Source organism: Deinococcus multiflagellatus, assembly GCF_020166415.1.
GTDB lineage: Bacteria > Deinococcota > Deinococci > Deinococcales > Deinococcaceae > Deinococcus > Deinococcus multiflagellatus.
Genome location: NZ_JAIQXV010000005.1, coordinates 75446 through 89332, shown reverse-complemented (window position 1 = coordinate 89332; position 13887 = coordinate 75446). Strand labels below are relative to the sequence as shown.

Sequence of the window (13887 nt, the reverse complement as noted above, 5' to 3'; positions counted from 1 at the left end):
CGGCGGCGCGGGGACCGGCGCGATAGGCCAGGTGGCTCAGGATGAAGCGTCTGCTAGTTCTACGACGGGTTCGCCCGCTTCAAGCAGCGCGTGGGCCTGGGCAAAGTGACGTTCGAACACCGCTATCAGGCGCGCCTTGCTGGTATTGCCACAGGTGACGTACAGCAATTGCGGAGGCGTGCCCAGACGCCGGACCCTTTCCAGAAAATCCGCGTCTTTGGACACCACCACCGCACCTGCCATCCGCGCCGCCTGAAAAATCACCTCGTCTTCCGCATCTCTGTACCCCAGATAACCCACGCTGTAGGCAGCAGCGCCGAACGTGACCGTGAGCCAGGGGGCGAGAGACGGCGGCAACTGGGCGTCCAGCCAGTAGGCCCGCCCAGTCATGCACTCAGGCGAGGATGGTCGATGTAACGCGCCGCCCAGAGCAGGGCCGCATAGATGTCCTCACGTTCCAGGTCGGGGTAGTCTTCCAGCACCGTTTCAATGCTGACCCCGGCACCCAGCAGGTCCAGCACGTCGGACACGCGAATCCGCATGCCTCGCAGGCAGGGGCGTCCACCACACTGCAGGGGATTGACAGTGACCCGTTCCAGCAGCGACATGGGTCCAGCATACCGGGCCCAAGTGACGCAGACGGTCACCCTACCACCTGTCCCGCATGCCTGCATAAGTTTGCACCGGGCTTACCTTCAGACCCCCCCGGGCGTGTTACGCTCGTTCTCTGGAATGCCTAAGCGTACTGACCTCCAGACCATCCTGATTCTCGGCAGCGGTCCCATTCAGATTGGGCAGGCGGCCGAGTTCGACTATTCGGGCACGCAGGCGCTGAAGGCGCTCAAGGGGGAGGGCTACCGCGTGGTGCTGGTGAACAGCAACCCTGCGACCATCATGACCGACCCCGATCTGGCCGACGCGACGTACTTAGAGCCGCTGACGCCCGAATTCGTGCGCAAGGTGATTGAAAAGGAGCGCCCCGACGCCCTGCTGCCCACCCTGGGCGGCCAGACGGCGCTGAACCTGGCGATGGACCTGTTCCACAACGGCACGCTGGACGAGTTCGGTGTGGAGCTGATTGGCGCCAACGCGGCGGCCATCAAGAAGGGTGAAGACCGCGAGGAATTCCAGGCGGCCATGAAGAAAATTGGCGTGGAGACCGCCAAGGGCCAGATGGTGCACTCGATGGAAGAAGCCATTGAGTACCAGAAAGAGATCGGCCTGCCCATCGTCATCCGGCCTTCGTTCACGCTGGGCGGCACAGGCGGCGGCATCGCGCACACCTACGAGGAGTTTCTGGCGATCACCGAGGGCGGTCTGCGCGACAGCCCGGTCACGAGTGTGCTGCTCGAAGAGTCCATCCTGGGCTGGAAGGAATACGAGCTGGAGGTGATGCGCGACCACGCCGATACGGTGGTCATCATCACGTCCATCGAGAACTTTGACCCCATGGGCGTGCACACGGGTGACTCGATCACCGTGGCGCCGGCCCAGACGCTCAGCGACGTGGAATACCAGCGCCTGCGTGACCAGTCTCTGGCGATCATCCGCGAAATTGGCGTGGACACGGGCGGCAGCAACATCCAGTTTGCGGTGAACCCCAAGGACGGCCGAGTGATCGTCATTGAGATGAACCCGCGCGTGAGCCGTTCCTCGGCGCTGGCCAGCAAGGCCACTGGCTTCCCCATCGCCAAGATTGCCGCGCTGCTGGCGGTGGGCTACCACCTCGACGAGCTGAAGAACGACATCACGCTCTCCACCCCGGCGTCGTTTGAGCCCAGCATTGACTACGTGGTGACCAAGATTCCGCGCTTCGCCTTCGAGAAGTTCCCCGGCACGCCCGACGCGCTGGGCACCCAGATGCGCTCCGTGGGCGAGGTGATGGCGATTGGCCGCACCTTCAAGGAATCGCTGCAAAAGGCGCTGCGGAGCATCGAATCCGACGTGCGCGGCGCCTACGCCGCCATGAGTGATGAGGGGCTGCGCGGCCTGCTGTACGGCAACCCCCGCCGCCTGGAAGCCGTGCTGGAACTGCTGCGCCGGGGCGAGGGCGTGAAGGCGCTGTTTGACGCCACCAAGATTGACCCCTGGTTCCTGTCGCAGCTGAAGGAAATCACGGACGCCGAAAAGGAACTGACCGACCTGGGCCCCATTGCCGAGTGGAAATACGAAATCTGGCGCGAGGTCAAGCGCCTGGGCTTCAGTGACGCCCGCATTGGTGAGATCGTGGGCCTGAGTGAATTGCAGGTGCGTGACCTGCGCAAGGCCGCCAAGGCCACGCCCGTCTACAAGACCGTGGACACCTGCGCCGCCGAGTTCGAGGCCTTTACGCCGTACCACTACTCGACCTACGAGTGGGAAGACGAGGTGCGCGGCACCGACAAGCCCAAGGTCGTGATTCTGGGCAGCGGGCCCAACCGCATTGGGCAGGGCGTGGAGTTCGATTACGCCACCGTGCATGCCGTGTGGGCCCTGCAGGAAGCCGGGTACGAGACCATCATGGTCAACTCGAACCCCGAAACGGTCAGCACCGACTACGACACCGCCGACCGCCTGTACTTCGAGCCGCTGACCTTTGAAGACGTGATGAACATCGTGGAGCACGAGCAGCCCGTGGGCGTGATCGTGCAGTTGGGCGGGCAGACGCCGCTGAAGCTGGCCAAGCGCCTAGCCGACGCGGGCGCCCCCATCATTGGCACCAGCCCCGAAACCATCCACGAGGCCGAGGACCGCGCCAGCTTCAACGCCCTGTGCGAGCGTCTGGGCCTGCCCCAGCCCAGGGGCAAGGTGGCGCAGACCCCCGAGCAGGCCACGGAGCTGGCCGCCGAACTGGGCTTTCCGCTGATGGCCCGGCCCTCCTACGTGCTGGGGGGCCGCGCCATGCGCACGGTCCGCTCCATGGATGAGCTGACCACCTACCTGAACGAGGTGTACGCCGCTGTGGAAGGCCAGCCCAGCATTCTGCTGGACCAGTTTCTGGAAGGCGCGCTGGAGCTGGATGTGGACACCCTGTGCGACGGGGAGACCGCCGTGGTCGCCGGCATCATGGAGCATGTGGAGGCCGCTGGGGTGCACTCCGGTGACAGCGCCTGCATCCTGCCGCCCGTGAACCTGAGCCCGGAGCTGCTGACCCGCGTGAAGGCCGACACCGAGCGTCTGGCGCTGGAACTGGGCGTGAAGGGGCTGATGAACGTGCAGTGGGCGGTCAAGGACGGCACCGCGTACATTCTGGAAGCCAACCCGCGCGCCAGCCGCACGGTGCCGTTCGTGTCCAAGGCCGTGAACCATCCCCTCGCCAAGAGTGCGGCGCGCATTGCCGTGGGGCACACGCTGGCGCAGATTGGCTTCACGCAGACGCCCACGCCGGGCATGTACTCGGTGAAGGAGGTGCACCTGCCCTTCCTGAAGTTCAAGGGTGTGCTGCCGGTGCTGGGCCCCGAAATGAAGAGCACGGGCGAGAGCATGGGCATTGACGCCGACCCCTACCGCGCCTTCTACCGCGCGCAGATTGGCGCGAAGAACTACCTGCCCACCGAAGGCACGGCGCTGGTCCTGGGCGAGGGGCTGGACGAGGTGGCCCAGACACTGACCGAGGCCGGCCTGAACGTGATCCGCGAGCGCAACGGCGACGACCTGCCCGCCCTGCTGATTGACACCACGGGAAGCGAGCTGCTGCGCACCGCCCTGGAACGCGGCGTGCCGATTGTCAGCACGCAAGAAGGCGCCGAGTGGACGGCTAAGGCGATTGCGGCCGTGAAGGGTGAGATGTTGGGCGTGCAGAGCTTGCAGGAGTGGCAAGGCCAGAACGTCGCGGCTGATTGAATCTGTAGAGGCCAAGGACCCGGGGCGAACGCGTCTCCGGGTTCTCGTCCGTTTATGCCCTGCCTTCTCTAATGACTCTGCCATTACGCAGTACACACGCCGCTTCACAGCCTCTCGCCTACCCTTCGCCCATGACTGATAAAAGGAACGAAGCCGAGCAGATGCAGGACGCCTACGCCCAGCGCCAGGAACACGAGCGCCAGACCGGCAAAACCAGTGCGGGGGGCGCAGGTAGCACCGGCACGCCGGGCAACAACGAAACGGGGAGCGAGCCTTCAGAGGTCAGTGACGGCGGCGAACGCTCTGGGCCCCAGGAGAACTGAAGTGGGAAAGGACAGAAGAAACGCAGGTGGGCCAGAACTGGCTGCCTGCGTTTCTTTCGGTGGCTGCACCTCTGAACAGCGCCCGTTGTCCTACCCTACAGAGCCAGATGCAGCCGAATCCTGTCGTCCAGTTCCGCCATGAGATCGGCTGGCACTTGTCCAAGCCGTTTCCTCACCCGGCTCAGGGCCACACTGCGAATCTGCTCAACCTGGGCCTTGCTGTCGTGATCTAAACCTGTGCGCTGATTAGGAAGCAACACTTGAAAGTGGTACACGCGCTCAACATTGGTGGTCAGCGGAATCACGGTCACCACAACGTTTTGAGCATTGGCGGCGTTGTTGGTGACAATGACCGCTGGCCTGATGTTGTCTGCTTCGTTCTCCCTCGCCGGAGCGAAATTAACGAGACAGATGTCACCCCGGCGAATCAGCCCTTTGGCCACTGCGCCGCCTCATCGTCCAATCCATCGCCCGCTTCCAGGTCAACAAATTCGCCAGACTGCGCATAGGCGGCATATTCCTCGGCCAGGAGTTGTTCCTGCAAAGCACGCAGCCCCAGGGCAATAATCTCGCTCTTACTGGTGCCTGTGCGCTGCTGATACTCGTCCACGAAAGCGGCGAGATGAGGCGGCAAACTTGCAGTGATCCGCTGTGCAGATTCGTATGCCATAAGTGCATATTAAACTTCATACGAACGAGGAACTGAGGAGTGGCGTACCTTGTCCTCCTATGCCCTACCGCCTGCGCTTTTTCTTCGACACCGGCTCCGGCATCTGCCTGTGGGCGGGTGATCCGGCCACAGAGGCGCGGTACGGGCTGGCGGTGGACCCCCAGACCCTCCCCCTCCCACCCGAACTGGTGGCCGAGGCCGAACGGTTAATTGCCCTCTGGGACACCGGCATTGACTGGAACGACCCCGGCGGGTCCTCACCGTGGACAGCCGAGGATACGCGGCGCTTCCAGGCCCAGGCCGAGGCGCTGCTGGACCGGCTGCGGGTGGCACTGGGGCCAGGATTCATGGTGGTGGACGAACGGCAGCGGGCCTAGAGCCGTCCTATAATAGTTTCATGCCGTTGCAGAGGACATTCACTCTGACATCCCGTGAAGATGCAGCTCGCGCTGACCGGGAAGCCAACTGGGCGAAAACACCCCGGCAACGCCTGGCTGAAATAGAGTTCCTGCGTTCGCAGAGGTACCCCGGTGGAATTGCCCCTAGACTTCAGAGAACTCTTGAGTTTATTGAACGCCCACGGCGTTGAATACGTGCTGGTCGGTGGGTATGCGGTGGGAGTCCACGGCTTTCCACGTTACACCGGTGACCTTGACCTGTTTTATGGGAGAGGCGCAGAAAACGCACGGCGGCTGGCCGCCGCTCTGGCCGAGTTCGGGTTGAACGTCACTCCTGAGAAGCTTGACCAGGAGAACGTCATGTTCCGCATGGGCGTTAAACCGGTCATGGTGGAATTTATGAGCGAGATCACCGGGGTGCCCTTTGCGCAGGCCTGGGCAAACCGCGTGGCATGGACTTTGGATGACCTGAGCATTCCTTTGATTTCATTGGCAGATTTGCGCCGGAACAAACAAGCCTCTGGCAGGCACAAAGATTTGGCTGACTTGGAGGAACTTCCCGAAACGTAAGGTTAGAAAGGAAACGCTGTCCCACTTCAATCTCCCTTCACTCGCCGTCAGCTGGCGGGTGCCAAGCTGCCGGGCATGACGAACATCCTTCGGGCTTCGGCCCTGGCTCTGGCGCTGCTGGGCGCGGCGCAGGCCGCCACCGCCGTCACCACGACCACCGCCAACCTGCGCCGCGCGCCGTCCATGTCGGGCGCTGTGGTGGCGGTGGTCCCCCAGGGGCGCCTGCTGACGGTGGCCTGCCAGGGCAGCTGGTGCCGCACCACGTACCAGGGCCGGGGCGGCTACATGGCCCGCAGCCTCCTGCGCCCGGTGCCGCGCAGCGCGCCGCTGGCCGGTCAGGGCACCCGCTTTTTCGCTTCTTGCCAGGCCATGCGCCGGGCTGGGGTGGCCCCGCTGCGCATAGGCAACGTGGGCTACCGCGTGGGCCTGGACCAGAACCGCAACGGCTGGGCCTGCGAGCTGGGCGAGCGGTAAGCCAGAGTCAAGCCAAAGGCAGAGGGGCGGATGTGTGATCTCCGCCCCTTTCCCTTCGCCTTACTTGTACTGCGGCCAGGGCCAAGTTTTAAAAGTCACTTCCTGCCATTTGGGGTGCATGCCCTCGTCTTCCTGCAGGTTCACCAGTTTGCTCATGGCGCACTTCTGGTATTTCAGCAGCAGATCCTTCTTCTCGGGGGTTTTAAAGTCGCGGGTGGCCAGCACGCTCTGCACGGCCACGGTGGGCACGCTGCCCGCGCCCAGGGTGGGGTACAGCAGCTTGGCGCTGGTGTAAATGCCCTGCAGGGCCGGCGCGTACGGCACCGGAATCAGGTTCACGCCGCTCAGGTCCTTGACCCAGGTGGCGGGTTGGCCCACCACGGCCAGCACCGCGTCGGCCTGGTTGGCGCGCAGCAGGGCAAAGGCGGAGTCGCGGTCCTTGACCGACAGCACCGCAAAAGGCACGCCCAGCTTGGCGCTCAGCACCCGGGCCGTGATGATGCTGCCGCCCCAGGCCGCCACGCGCTTGCCCTTCAGGTCGTTGAAGGTGCCCACGCCCGTGGTGGTCACGCGCCCCAGAAGATCGCGCTTCTGCACCACCGGCTTGGCAAAGAGGTGCACTTCTTCGCTGTGCAGCGGCAGCAGGGCCTTGATGTTCTGCACGCGGGCGTCGCCGTCAATCTGCTCTTTGGCCTTCAGCACGTCGCTCTGCACAAAGGCCAGCGACACCTCGTTGCCCAGCAGCAGGTCAATGTTTTCCAGGCTGCCGCTGGTGCCGCGTTCTTTCAGGTAGGCGCTCTGGGCGCACACCTTGCCAATGTTCTTGAACATGGTGGAGTAGGTGCCCGTCGAGCTGCCCGTCGCCACGTTCAGAAAGGTGGGCGTGGCGGCCCCGCTCAGGGGGGCGCACAGCAGCAGGGTCGCCAGAGACAGCATGCGTCGCTTCATAGGAACTCCTGAAAAGGGGATTATTTGAGACCGCCGTAGCCGCCCGGGTCCTGCGGGGTGGCCGGGGCCGAGGTGGCTGGGGTGGCCGCTGGACCAGCGGAAGGGCTGCTGGCGGTGGCGCCGCGCTGGTCCAGCACGATCACCACGCCGCACACCACCAGAATCAGGGCCAGCAGGGCGCCAATGCGCGCGGCGCGGTTCATGCGCCGGCTCCGCGCTTGGTGCGGCTTTCCTCACCCGCCGCCAGTGCCTGATCCAGCAACGCGGCGTTGCGCCCGGCGCGGCGGGCAATCTCGGAGAGGGCGCTCTCGGTCACGTGGCGGTCCTCGGCGCTCAGCTTGGCCTGCTGCAGGGCGGTGGCCACATTGCCCTTGGCCTGGGCCAGCTGGGTGTCAATGCGCGCCTTTTTGATCTGGCGGTCGAACTCGGCCAGATCGGCGCGCAGGTCGGTCAGGTGGGTCTGGGCGCGGGCAAAAGCGTCGCGGCTGACCTGCAGGTCGCCCTCCCAGCGCGCGATGTCCGCAGCGTCCATGTCGGCGCGGTTGCTCTCGATCAGGCGCCGGAAGTCTTCCAGATGCCCGTTGGCCTCCTGCAGCTGCTGGGCTTTCACGCCAATCAGCTGCTCAAACTGCTTGCGCTGCACAATCAGGGTTTCCAGGGGCATGGCGCGCGCCACGCCCTCTTTGGCGCGCACCCGGCCGGCATTCAGCGCCAGAATCAGGGCCGGCATCAGGAAAATCACAGCCAGAATGGCGACCAGAAAGGCCCCCAGCGTCACGGTGGTCAGTGCCACGTTGAACAGCGCAATCGCCGCGCCGCCCAGGGCCGCGAGCGCCAGCACCCCGCCGCCCGTCACCAGGGCGAGTTTGCCTGCCGTGACCGGCCGCTTGGCCGGGGCCTGCGTGGAGGGCCGCAGTTCGATCACGCTTTCGTCCCGGAAGGGCTGGCTCATACCCCTCTTATACGCCCAATTGCGCCCCGGCGTTGCGCCCGTTGCGGCGCGGGCGGGTGGCTTTACAAGCTGGCCGCCGGAATGCTACCTTTCCTGAGCCCGAAATTCGGGGCTGTGGCGCAGTTGGGAGCGCGTCTGAATGGCATTCAGAAGGTCAGGGGTTCGAATCCCCTCAGCTCCACCAGAAGACCCCCGGAAGGATGATTCCTCCGGGGGGTCTTTTTTGCCGTGCCTCCGCCAGGAAGGGGCGCTCTTCTCTCTGCGTACCTGCGCTGGGCATCACCATCAACTGTCCAGGCTCAGCACGCGGTAGGTGGCACTCCGGGACCCCAGGTTCACCGTGAAGGTCTCGCCCACCCGGCGCCCCAGCAGGGCCTGCCCCACCGGGCTCTCGGTGCTCACCCGTGGCCGCTCGCCCGCCACTGCCGAAGCCTCCAGGGGTGCCACCAGTTGCAAGCGCCGTTCGCGCCCGGACGCCATGTCTTGCAAGGTCACCAGGCTGCCCAGCTGGGCGGTGTCGGGGGCACCGGGGGCAGGCGCCAGCACAGTGGCCTGCGCCAGACTGTCTTCCAGCCCGGCGATGCGCTCTTGCAGGGCCAGCAGATCCTGCTGCGCGGCGCTGAGGCCCAGGTTCTCGTTGTCGTTGGCGCTCAGCTGCTCTTGCACCACGCGGCGGGCCTCTTCCAGGCGGGCGTACTCCTGCTGCAACAGGCGCTGCAGGCGCTCGTGGCCTTCCGGGGTGAGTTGGGTGGTGTGGGGCATGGGCACCTCTGGGTGGGGCGTGGGCGCAGTGTGCCACGGGGGCCAGGGGCAGGTGGGCTGCATGAAGACCCTGGCAAGCGCAGCTTCAGCCCCCTGCAAGTTCGGTTCATCTGGGCCGGGCACCCAGCCCGCCAGACTGGCCGCATGACCCGACGCCGCACAGCTGTCCTGCTGGCTGGCGCGCTGCTGGTGGCGGCCCCCGCTCAGCAGGCGCAGGCCACCGTGGCCGAAAAAGCCAAGTTCGTCTTTCACCTGGGCGCGGCGTACTACGCCTTCAACACCTGGGTCTGGAAGCCCTACCGCCAGTACAAGTTTCAGGTGGGCGCACCCGGGCAGCGCGCCAATATCGTCAAGGCCGGGCTGGCGCTGGCCTTTGCGGCCTATCAGGTGAACGCCGCCGTCAAGATGACGCGCAACACCAAAGACCCCTTCCTGAACAAGATTGGTTCCCTGCTGCCCGGCTTCGGGCAATCCCTGGGGGCCGTGGGGAGTGACCTGCAGCGGGGCCGCTTCAACGAGGCCGGGATTCATGACCTCAACCGCCGCATGAACACGCTGCTGAACACCGCCCAGGATCAGGGGCAGCCCATCCGCCCGGTGGCTGTTCCGATTCCGGGCCTTTAAGCACACAGGAACCAGACCGGCCACGTTTCAGCCCTGCCCCTGGCCCACTGAAACGCGGCCCTTCACACTGGCGGGCATGACCCCACAGGCGTCCCTGCAGATCACCGACCCCGCAGCGGCCCGCGCGCTGCGCCAGCATCACGCTTTTCTGGGCCTGTTCGTCCAGCCCCAGTCGCCCAGCGAGGTGGCGGCGCGGGCGGGGATGGCGGCCAACCTCGTGCACCACCACGCCCGGCGCCTGACCGATTGCGGGCTGCTGTTCGAGCAGCGGCGCGAAGGCGGACGGGTGTACTTTCAGCTGGCCGCCCGCGAATTTCGCGTGCCCATGACGCTGCTGCCGCCCGGCGACGCGCAAGGCAACGGCACCGCTGACCTGCAGGACTTGAGTGACGGCTTCCTGCGCGCCTACGAGCGGTCCTGGGCCCTGGTCCATGACGGTGAAGAGGACGTGTATGGCTTTGGCGATGCCCACCAGCCGGCCCCGCCCATGACCCCGCCCGATGCCCCCAGCCCAGAGGGCCACCCGGCCCATCTGGACCGCCTCACCCTGCACCTGAGCCCACAGCGATACCGGCAGCTGGCCCGCGCCCTGAGTGCCCTGCTGGAGGAAGCCCAGACGGAAGGCCACAGCGCCGGCGGGGTGCCCTGCACCCTGGCCGTGCTGGCTTTCCGCGCCGAGGACACGCCCCACCGCAGCCTGTCGCGTGCCGTGAACAGCTTTCTGGGCGCTGACCCAGCCTGACGCCCGGCCCAAGAAAAGGGGCCCGCCACAATGGACAGGCCCCATACACTTGCTTGCCGCTTACGCGCCGACGAGCTGCCTGTCCAGGCCGAACACGCGGTCGTCCACGGCCAGGGTTTCGTTGCCGGCCTTGATGGTGGTGGCCAGCGTCTTGATCTCGGGGAACAGCTTGGCAAAGTAGAACCGGGCCGTCTGCACCTTGGCGAGGTAGAAGCCGTCCTTGTCCTGACCGGCGTCAATCTTGTCCTGGGCGATCTTGGCCATGCGGGCCCACAGGTAGCCGTACACCACATGGCCGAAGAAGCGCAGGTAGTCCACGGCGGCGGCGTTCACCTCGTCGGCGCCGCCCTCCTGCATGGCCTTCTGGCCCACAACCATCGTCAGCGAGCCCAGCTGCTGCGCGGCCTTGCCCAGCTGCGACACGTACTCGCCAATGGCCTCGTCGTCCTCGTGCTCTTCCACAAAGGCCTGAAGGGTGCCGGCCAGCTTCTGCAGCTTCTTGCCGCCGTCCATCAGCACCTTGCGGCCCAGCAGGTCCAGCGCCTGAATGCCGTTGGTGCCCTCGTAAATCTGGCCGATGCGGGCGTCACGGACGAACTGCTCCATGCCCCATTCCTGAATGTAGCCGTGGCCGCCAAACACCTGCTGGCTCTGCACCGCCACGTTAAAGCCGTTGTCGGTCATAAAGGCCTTGGCGATGGGGGTCAGCAGGGCCACCAGATCGGCGGCTTCCTTGCGCTTGGCCTCGTCGGGGTGGTGGTGCTCGGTGTCCAGGCTCAGGGCCAGCCACATCGCCATGGCGCGCCCGGCCTCGCTGTAGGCCTTGCCGGTCAGCAGCATGCGGCGCACGTCAGGGTGCACGATGATGGGGTCGGCCTGCTCGCTGGGGTTCACGCGGGGCTCGTGGCGCATCTGGGTGCGGTCCTTGGCGTAGGCCAGGGCGTTCTGGTAGGCCACCTCGCCCAGGCCCAGGCCCTGCAGGCCGGTGCCCAGTCGCGCGGCGTTCATCATGATGAACATGTGGTTCATGCCCTTGTTCACTTCGCCGACCAGCCAGCCCTTGGCCCCGTCGAAGTTCAGAACGGCCGTGGCGTTGCCATGAATGCCCATCTTGTGTTCCAGGCTGCCGCACACCACGCCGTTGCGCTCGCCCACGCGGCCGTCAGCGCCCGGGATGAACTTGGGCACCAGGAACAGCGAGATGCCCTTGGTGCCCTCGGGGCTGCCGTCCAGGCGGGCCAGCACGAGGTGCACGATGTTCTCGGCCATGTCGTGCTCACCGGCGGAGATAAAGATCTTGGTGCCCGTAATGCTGTAGGAGCCGTCGCCGTTGTCGCTGGCCTTGGTGCGGATCATGCCCAGGTCGGTGCCGGCGTGGGGCTCGGTGAGGCACATGGTGCCGGTCCACTCGCCAGACACGATCTTGGGCAGGTACAGGTTCTTCAGCTCGTCGCTGCCCACGGCGTGCAGGGCAGAGTAGGCCCCGTGCGACAGGCCGGGGTACATGGCCCAGGCCACGTTCGCGGAGTTCATCATCTCGACCAGCACGTTGCTGATCAGGTGGGGCATGCCCTGGCCGCCGTAGTTGGGGTCGGCGTCCAGCGCGGACCAGCCGGCCTGGGTGTACTTCTGGTACGCGGCCTTGAAGCCCGTGGGGGTGGTCACGTCGCCGTTCTCGTGGCGGGTGCAGCCTTCCTTGTCGCCCACAGCGTTCAGGGGCACCAGTTCGCTTTCCACGAAGCGCGCGGCCTCGTCCAGCACCTGGCTCAGCAGATCGGCGTCGGCCGTCTCGTTCTGGGCGTAGTAGGGCATCTGGGCCAGCTGGCCGGGGGCGTCCAGCAGCTCGTTCATCAGGAACTTGATGTCGCGCAGGGGGGCTTTGTAGGTGGGCATAGTTGGTGTCCTCCGTGTGTGGGGTTTCGCCCCTGGGGGACGCCACCCGGCACTGTTAGTTGAACCGAGTATAAAACGTTCCGGGGCGAATGTCATGTGAGGTGGGCTGCTGTCTCACCGTGGCCCTCCCCTCACCCCGGCAGAGCGGCGGGGCTGATCGCCCCTTCATGCAGCTGCCTGGCGTCGGGGGCAGCCCCGGGCGGGGGGCGCATTTTCGGGTATTGTGAAGAATCATGAACTATCCGAGCCTGGTCTGGCACCTCAAGAGAACGGAGCTGTTCGCCGACCTTGAACTTGCCGAACTGGAGCGCGTGGCGGCCAGCACGCCTTACCGCTCGTATGGGCCCGGCGAAGTGATCTACCGTATGGACGACCCGGCCGACGCGCTGTACTTCGTGCGCAGCGGCCTGGTGAAAATCAGCAAGCTGTTTCCCAACGGCAAGGAAGCGATTCTGGGCGTCATCGGCCAGCACGACACCTTTGGCGAACTGCTGCTGCAACCCGAAGAGCGCCGCCCCACCCAGGCCGAGGCGCTGGAACGCACCACCCTGATCGTGCTGCCGCGCAGCGAACTGCAAAAGCTGCTGGGCAGCAAGCCAGATCTGGCCATGAAGCTTATTCGCCTGATGGCCGCCCGCCTCTTTGAAGCGCAGGCCTGGACCGCCACGGTAAGCGCCTACAGCGCCCCGGAGCGCGTCGCCAGCCTTCTCTACCGCCTGGCGCGTGAATTTGGCCGCCCTCACAGCCAGGGCGTGGAACTGAACCTGAAGCTGAACCAGGAAGACATCGCCCGCATGGTGGGCGCCACCCGCGAAACGGTCAGCCACTCGCTGGGCAAGCTGAAACAGGACGGCGCGATTGTCCGCGCCCGCACGCCGATCATCGTGCGGATGGACGCGCTGAAGCGGTACATCGAGCAGGGGAGCTGAGGGGCGCTGGGGCGCTGGTCAAAGGGTCTAAGAGTCGAAGGGTCTAAGGGTCAAAGAGGGGCGGAACTTCCCCGCAATGTTCGGCGTCCCAGCCGCCCAGCGCGGGCCGGTGCCCTCTCGACTCCTCCACTTCTCGACCCCTCGACGCCGTTGCCCGTAGCGCCCCGCGCGCAACCTCGCCCCCGCTTGCCCCGCCTCCCCACTACACTCGCCCCATGCCCACCATCCGCCCGGCCACGCTGCAGGACGCCCCAGCCATTGCGGCCATTCATACGGGGAGCTGGCGCGAAACCTACGCGGGGCTGATGCCCGCCGATTTTCTGGCGCGCATGACCGACGACGCGCAGCGTGGGCGCCGGGCCGCCTTCTGGGCCCAGAACATCGCGGCGGGCCAGGACGCCGTGCTGGTGGCCGAGGACGCGGGCGCGGTGATCGCCTTTGCCTCGGCGGGCGCCCCGCGCGATCACGAGGGCTACGACGCCGAACTGTTCACGCTGTACAGCCGCCGCGCCGTTCAGGGACGGGGCACAGGCCGGGCCCTGCTGCGCGCCGTGGCCGACACCCTGCAGGCACGCGGCGCGCAGAGCATGGCCCTGTGGGTGCTGGACGTGAACCCCACGCGGCACTGGTACGCCCGCCAGGGCGCGGCCGAGGCCGGCGAGAAGGTGCAGCCCATCCCCGGCGGCGAACTGCGCGAGGTGCGGATGGTGTGGGCAGACCTGAGCACCGTGGCCGCCGGTCCCTGAGGGAAAATGGCTCATGGCTCATGGCTCATGGCTC

At 65.9% G+C, this 13887-nt stretch carries 18 protein-coding genes and 1 tRNA gene; 10 read left to right on the top strand and 9 right to left on the bottom strand.

Annotation, left to right across the window (positions count from 1 at the left end; genetic code table 11):
* Positions 1-36: 36 nt before the first annotated feature.
* Together K7W41_RS08895 and K7W41_RS08890 are read right to left on the bottom strand one after the other, a co-directional pair.
* Positions 37-390: a DUF5615 family PIN-like protein gene (locus K7W41_RS08895; protein WP_224607059.1), complete on the bottom strand. Its 354-nt coding sequence runs from the start codon at positions 388-390 to the stop codon at positions 37-39.
* The gene (locus K7W41_RS08890) at positions 387-608 is read right to left on the bottom strand and encodes a DUF433 domain-containing protein (RefSeq protein ID WP_221091071.1); all 222 of its coding nucleotides are present in this window, start codon (positions 606-608) and stop codon (positions 387-389) included. Before K7W41_RS08890 ends, K7W41_RS08895 begins: the two co-directional genes overlap by 4 nt.
* 124 nt (positions 609-732) lie before the next feature.
* Here K7W41_RS08890 and carB point away from each other — a divergent pair, with 124 nt between their 5' ends.
* Both carB and K7W41_RS08880 read left to right on the top strand, forming a co-directional pair.
* Positions 733-3822, top strand: coding sequence for a carbamoyl-phosphate synthase large subunit (carB, locus tag K7W41_RS08885; RefSeq protein ID WP_224607056.1), 3090 nt, complete (start codon positions 733-735; stop codon positions 3820-3822).
* A gap of 131 nt (positions 3823-3953) precedes the next feature.
* The gene (locus K7W41_RS08880; RefSeq protein ID WP_224607053.1) at positions 3954-4145 is read left to right on the top strand and encodes a hypothetical protein; all 192 of its coding nucleotides are present in this window, start codon (positions 3954-3956) and stop codon (positions 4143-4145) included.
* Positions 4146-4240: 95 nt separating this feature from the next.
* Here K7W41_RS08880 and K7W41_RS08875 read toward each other — a convergent pair whose 3' ends face one another.
* Both K7W41_RS08875 and K7W41_RS08870 read right to left on the bottom strand, forming a co-directional pair.
* Positions 4241-4588: a type II toxin-antitoxin system PemK/MazF family toxin gene (locus K7W41_RS08875; protein WP_224607050.1), complete on the bottom strand. Its 348-nt coding sequence runs from the start codon at positions 4586-4588 to the stop codon at positions 4241-4243.
* Positions 4573-4815 (bottom strand): ribbon-helix-helix domain-containing protein, encoded by a 243-nt coding sequence (locus tag K7W41_RS08870; RefSeq protein WP_224607048.1) that lies wholly within the window; start codon positions 4813-4815, stop codon positions 4573-4575. The genes K7W41_RS08875 and K7W41_RS08870 overlap by 16 nt, the downstream gene beginning before the upstream one ends.
* A gap of 59 nt (positions 4816-4874) precedes the next feature.
* Between K7W41_RS08870 and K7W41_RS08865 the strand changes: the two genes are divergently transcribed.
* The 3 genes from K7W41_RS08865 (at position 4875) to K7W41_RS08855 (ending at position 6257) form a co-directional block, all read left to right on the top strand.
* Positions 4875-5192 (top strand): hypothetical protein, encoded by a 318-nt coding sequence (locus K7W41_RS08865; protein WP_224607045.1) that lies wholly within the window; start codon positions 4875-4877, stop codon positions 5190-5192.
* A 153-nt stretch (positions 5193-5345) separates the two neighbouring features.
* Positions 5346-5783 carry a nucleotidyltransferase gene (locus K7W41_RS08860; protein WP_224607042.1) on the top strand — a complete coding sequence of 146 codons (438 nt, stop codon included), beginning with the start codon at positions 5346-5348 and terminating at the stop codon, positions 5781-5783.
* 75 nt (positions 5784-5858) lie between these two features.
* A complete protein-coding gene (locus K7W41_RS08855; RefSeq protein ID WP_224607040.1) occupies positions 5859-6257 on the top strand; it encodes an excalibur calcium-binding domain-containing protein in 399 nt (132 codons plus the stop codon).
* A gap of 60 nt (positions 6258-6317) precedes the next feature.
* Here the strand turns inward: K7W41_RS08855 and K7W41_RS08850 are convergent, their stop codons facing one another.
* The 3 genes from K7W41_RS08850 to K7W41_RS08840 are packed head-to-tail and all read right to left on the bottom strand — an operon-like array spanning position 6318 to position 8157.
* A complete protein-coding gene (locus K7W41_RS08850; protein WP_224607037.1) occupies positions 6318-7205 on the bottom strand; it encodes a TAXI family TRAP transporter solute-binding subunit in 888 nt (295 codons plus the stop codon).
* A gap of 20 nt (positions 7206-7225) precedes the next feature.
* Complete coding sequence (locus K7W41_RS08845) at positions 7226-7408, bottom strand: hypothetical protein (RefSeq protein ID WP_224607033.1); 183 nt, start codon at positions 7406-7408, stop codon at positions 7226-7228.
* Positions 7405-8157 (bottom strand): hypothetical protein, encoded by a 753-nt coding sequence (locus K7W41_RS08840; protein WP_224607030.1) that lies wholly within the window; start codon positions 8155-8157, stop codon positions 7405-7407. The genes K7W41_RS08845 and K7W41_RS08840 overlap by 4 nt, the downstream gene beginning before the upstream one ends.
* A 108-nt stretch (positions 8158-8265) precedes the next feature.
* On the opposite strand from K7W41_RS08840, the gene K7W41_RS08835 reads away from it, so the two are divergent.
* Positions 8266-8341: transfer RNA gene (locus K7W41_RS08835), tRNA-Ala, on the top strand.
* Between the two features lie 101 nt (positions 8342-8442).
* On the opposite strand, the gene K7W41_RS08830 is transcribed toward K7W41_RS08835, so the two are convergent.
* Entirely contained in the window at positions 8443-8919 is a 477-nt protein-coding gene (locus K7W41_RS08830; protein ID WP_224607028.1) for a GreA/GreB family elongation factor, read from the bottom strand.
* A gap of 144 nt (positions 8920-9063) precedes the next feature.
* Between K7W41_RS08830 and K7W41_RS08825 the strand changes: the two genes are divergently transcribed.
* Both K7W41_RS08825 and K7W41_RS08820 read left to right on the top strand, forming a co-directional pair.
* The gene (locus K7W41_RS08825) at positions 9064-9543 is read left to right on the top strand and encodes a hypothetical protein (protein WP_224607027.1); all 480 of its coding nucleotides are present in this window, start codon (positions 9064-9066) and stop codon (positions 9541-9543) included.
* Between the two features lie 76 nt (positions 9544-9619).
* Positions 9620-10285 (top strand): winged helix-turn-helix domain-containing protein, encoded by a 666-nt coding sequence (locus tag K7W41_RS08820; RefSeq protein ID WP_224607025.1) that lies wholly within the window; start codon positions 9620-9622, stop codon positions 10283-10285.
* A 60-nt stretch (positions 10286-10345) separates the two neighbouring features.
* On the opposite strand, the gene K7W41_RS08815 is transcribed toward K7W41_RS08820, so the two are convergent.
* The gene (locus K7W41_RS08815) at positions 10346-12178 is read right to left on the bottom strand and encodes an acyl-CoA dehydrogenase C-terminal domain-containing protein (protein ID WP_224607023.1); all 1833 of its coding nucleotides are present in this window, start codon (positions 12176-12178) and stop codon (positions 10346-10348) included.
* A 233-nt stretch (positions 12179-12411) separates the two neighbouring features.
* Between K7W41_RS08815 and K7W41_RS08810 the strand changes: the two genes are divergently transcribed.
* Both K7W41_RS08810 and K7W41_RS08805 read left to right on the top strand, forming a co-directional pair.
* Entirely contained in the window at positions 12412-13107 is a 696-nt protein-coding gene (locus K7W41_RS08810; protein ID WP_221091054.1) for a Crp/Fnr family transcriptional regulator, read from the top strand.
* 215 nt (positions 13108-13322) lie between these two features.
* Complete coding sequence (locus K7W41_RS08805; RefSeq protein ID WP_224607021.1) at positions 13323-13853, top strand: GNAT family N-acetyltransferase; 531 nt, start codon at positions 13323-13325, stop codon at positions 13851-13853.
* Positions 13854-13887 lie beyond the last annotated feature (34 nt).

What these genes read in the sequence shown, in the direction of transcription:
- K7W41_RS08805 (WP_224607021.1), top strand. Translation starts at nt 13,323, where the DNA reads ATGCCCACCATCCGCCCGGCCACGCTGCAGGACGCCCCAGCCATTGCG.
- K7W41_RS08820 (WP_224607025.1), top strand. Translation starts at nt 9,620, where the DNA reads ATGACCCCACAGGCGTCCCTGCAGATCACCGACCCCGCAGCGGCCCGC.
- K7W41_RS08840 (WP_224607030.1), bottom strand. Translation starts at nt 8,157, where the DNA reads ATGAGCCAGCCCTTCCGGGACGAAAGCGTGATCGAACTGCGGCCCTCC.
- K7W41_RS08825 (WP_224607027.1), top strand. Translation starts at nt 9,064, where the DNA reads ATGACCCGACGCCGCACAGCTGTCCTGCTGGCTGGCGCGCTGCTGGTG.
- K7W41_RS08865 (WP_224607045.1), top strand. Translation starts at nt 4,875, where the DNA reads ATGCCCTACCGCCTGCGCTTTTTCTTCGACACCGGCTCCGGCATCTGC.
- K7W41_RS08810 (WP_221091054.1), top strand. Translation starts at nt 12,412, where the DNA reads ATGAACTATCCGAGCCTGGTCTGGCACCTCAAGAGAACGGAGCTGTTC.
- K7W41_RS08890 (WP_221091071.1), bottom strand. Translation starts at nt 608, where the DNA reads ATGTCGCTGCTGGAACGGGTCACTGTCAATCCCCTGCAGTGTGGTGGA.
- K7W41_RS08855 (WP_224607040.1), top strand. Translation starts at nt 5,859, where the DNA reads ATGACGAACATCCTTCGGGCTTCGGCCCTGGCTCTGGCGCTGCTGGGC.
- K7W41_RS08895 (WP_224607059.1), bottom strand. Translation starts at nt 390, where the DNA reads ATGACTGGGCGGGCCTACTGGCTGGACGCCCAGTTGCCGCCGTCTCTC.
- K7W41_RS08880 (WP_224607053.1), top strand. Translation starts at nt 3,954, where the DNA reads ATGACTGATAAAAGGAACGAAGCCGAGCAGATGCAGGACGCCTACGCC.
- K7W41_RS08815 (WP_224607023.1), bottom strand. Translation starts at nt 12,178, where the DNA reads ATGCCCACCTACAAAGCCCCCCTGCGCGACATCAAGTTCCTGATGAAC.
- K7W41_RS08850 (WP_224607037.1), bottom strand. Translation starts at nt 7,205, where the DNA reads ATGAAGCGACGCATGCTGTCTCTGGCGACCCTGCTGCTGTGCGCCCCC.
- K7W41_RS08870 (WP_224607048.1), bottom strand. Translation starts at nt 4,815, where the DNA reads ATGGCATACGAATCTGCACAGCGGATCACTGCAAGTTTGCCGCCTCAT.
- K7W41_RS08830 (WP_224607028.1), bottom strand. Translation starts at nt 8,919, where the DNA reads ATGCCCCACACCACCCAACTCACCCCGGAAGGCCACGAGCGCCTGCAG.
- K7W41_RS08845 (WP_224607033.1), bottom strand. Translation starts at nt 7,408, where the DNA reads ATGAACCGCGCCGCGCGCATTGGCGCCCTGCTGGCCCTGATTCTGGTG.
- carB (WP_224607056.1), top strand. Translation starts at nt 733, where the DNA reads ATGCCTAAGCGTACTGACCTCCAGACCATCCTGATTCTCGGCAGCGGT.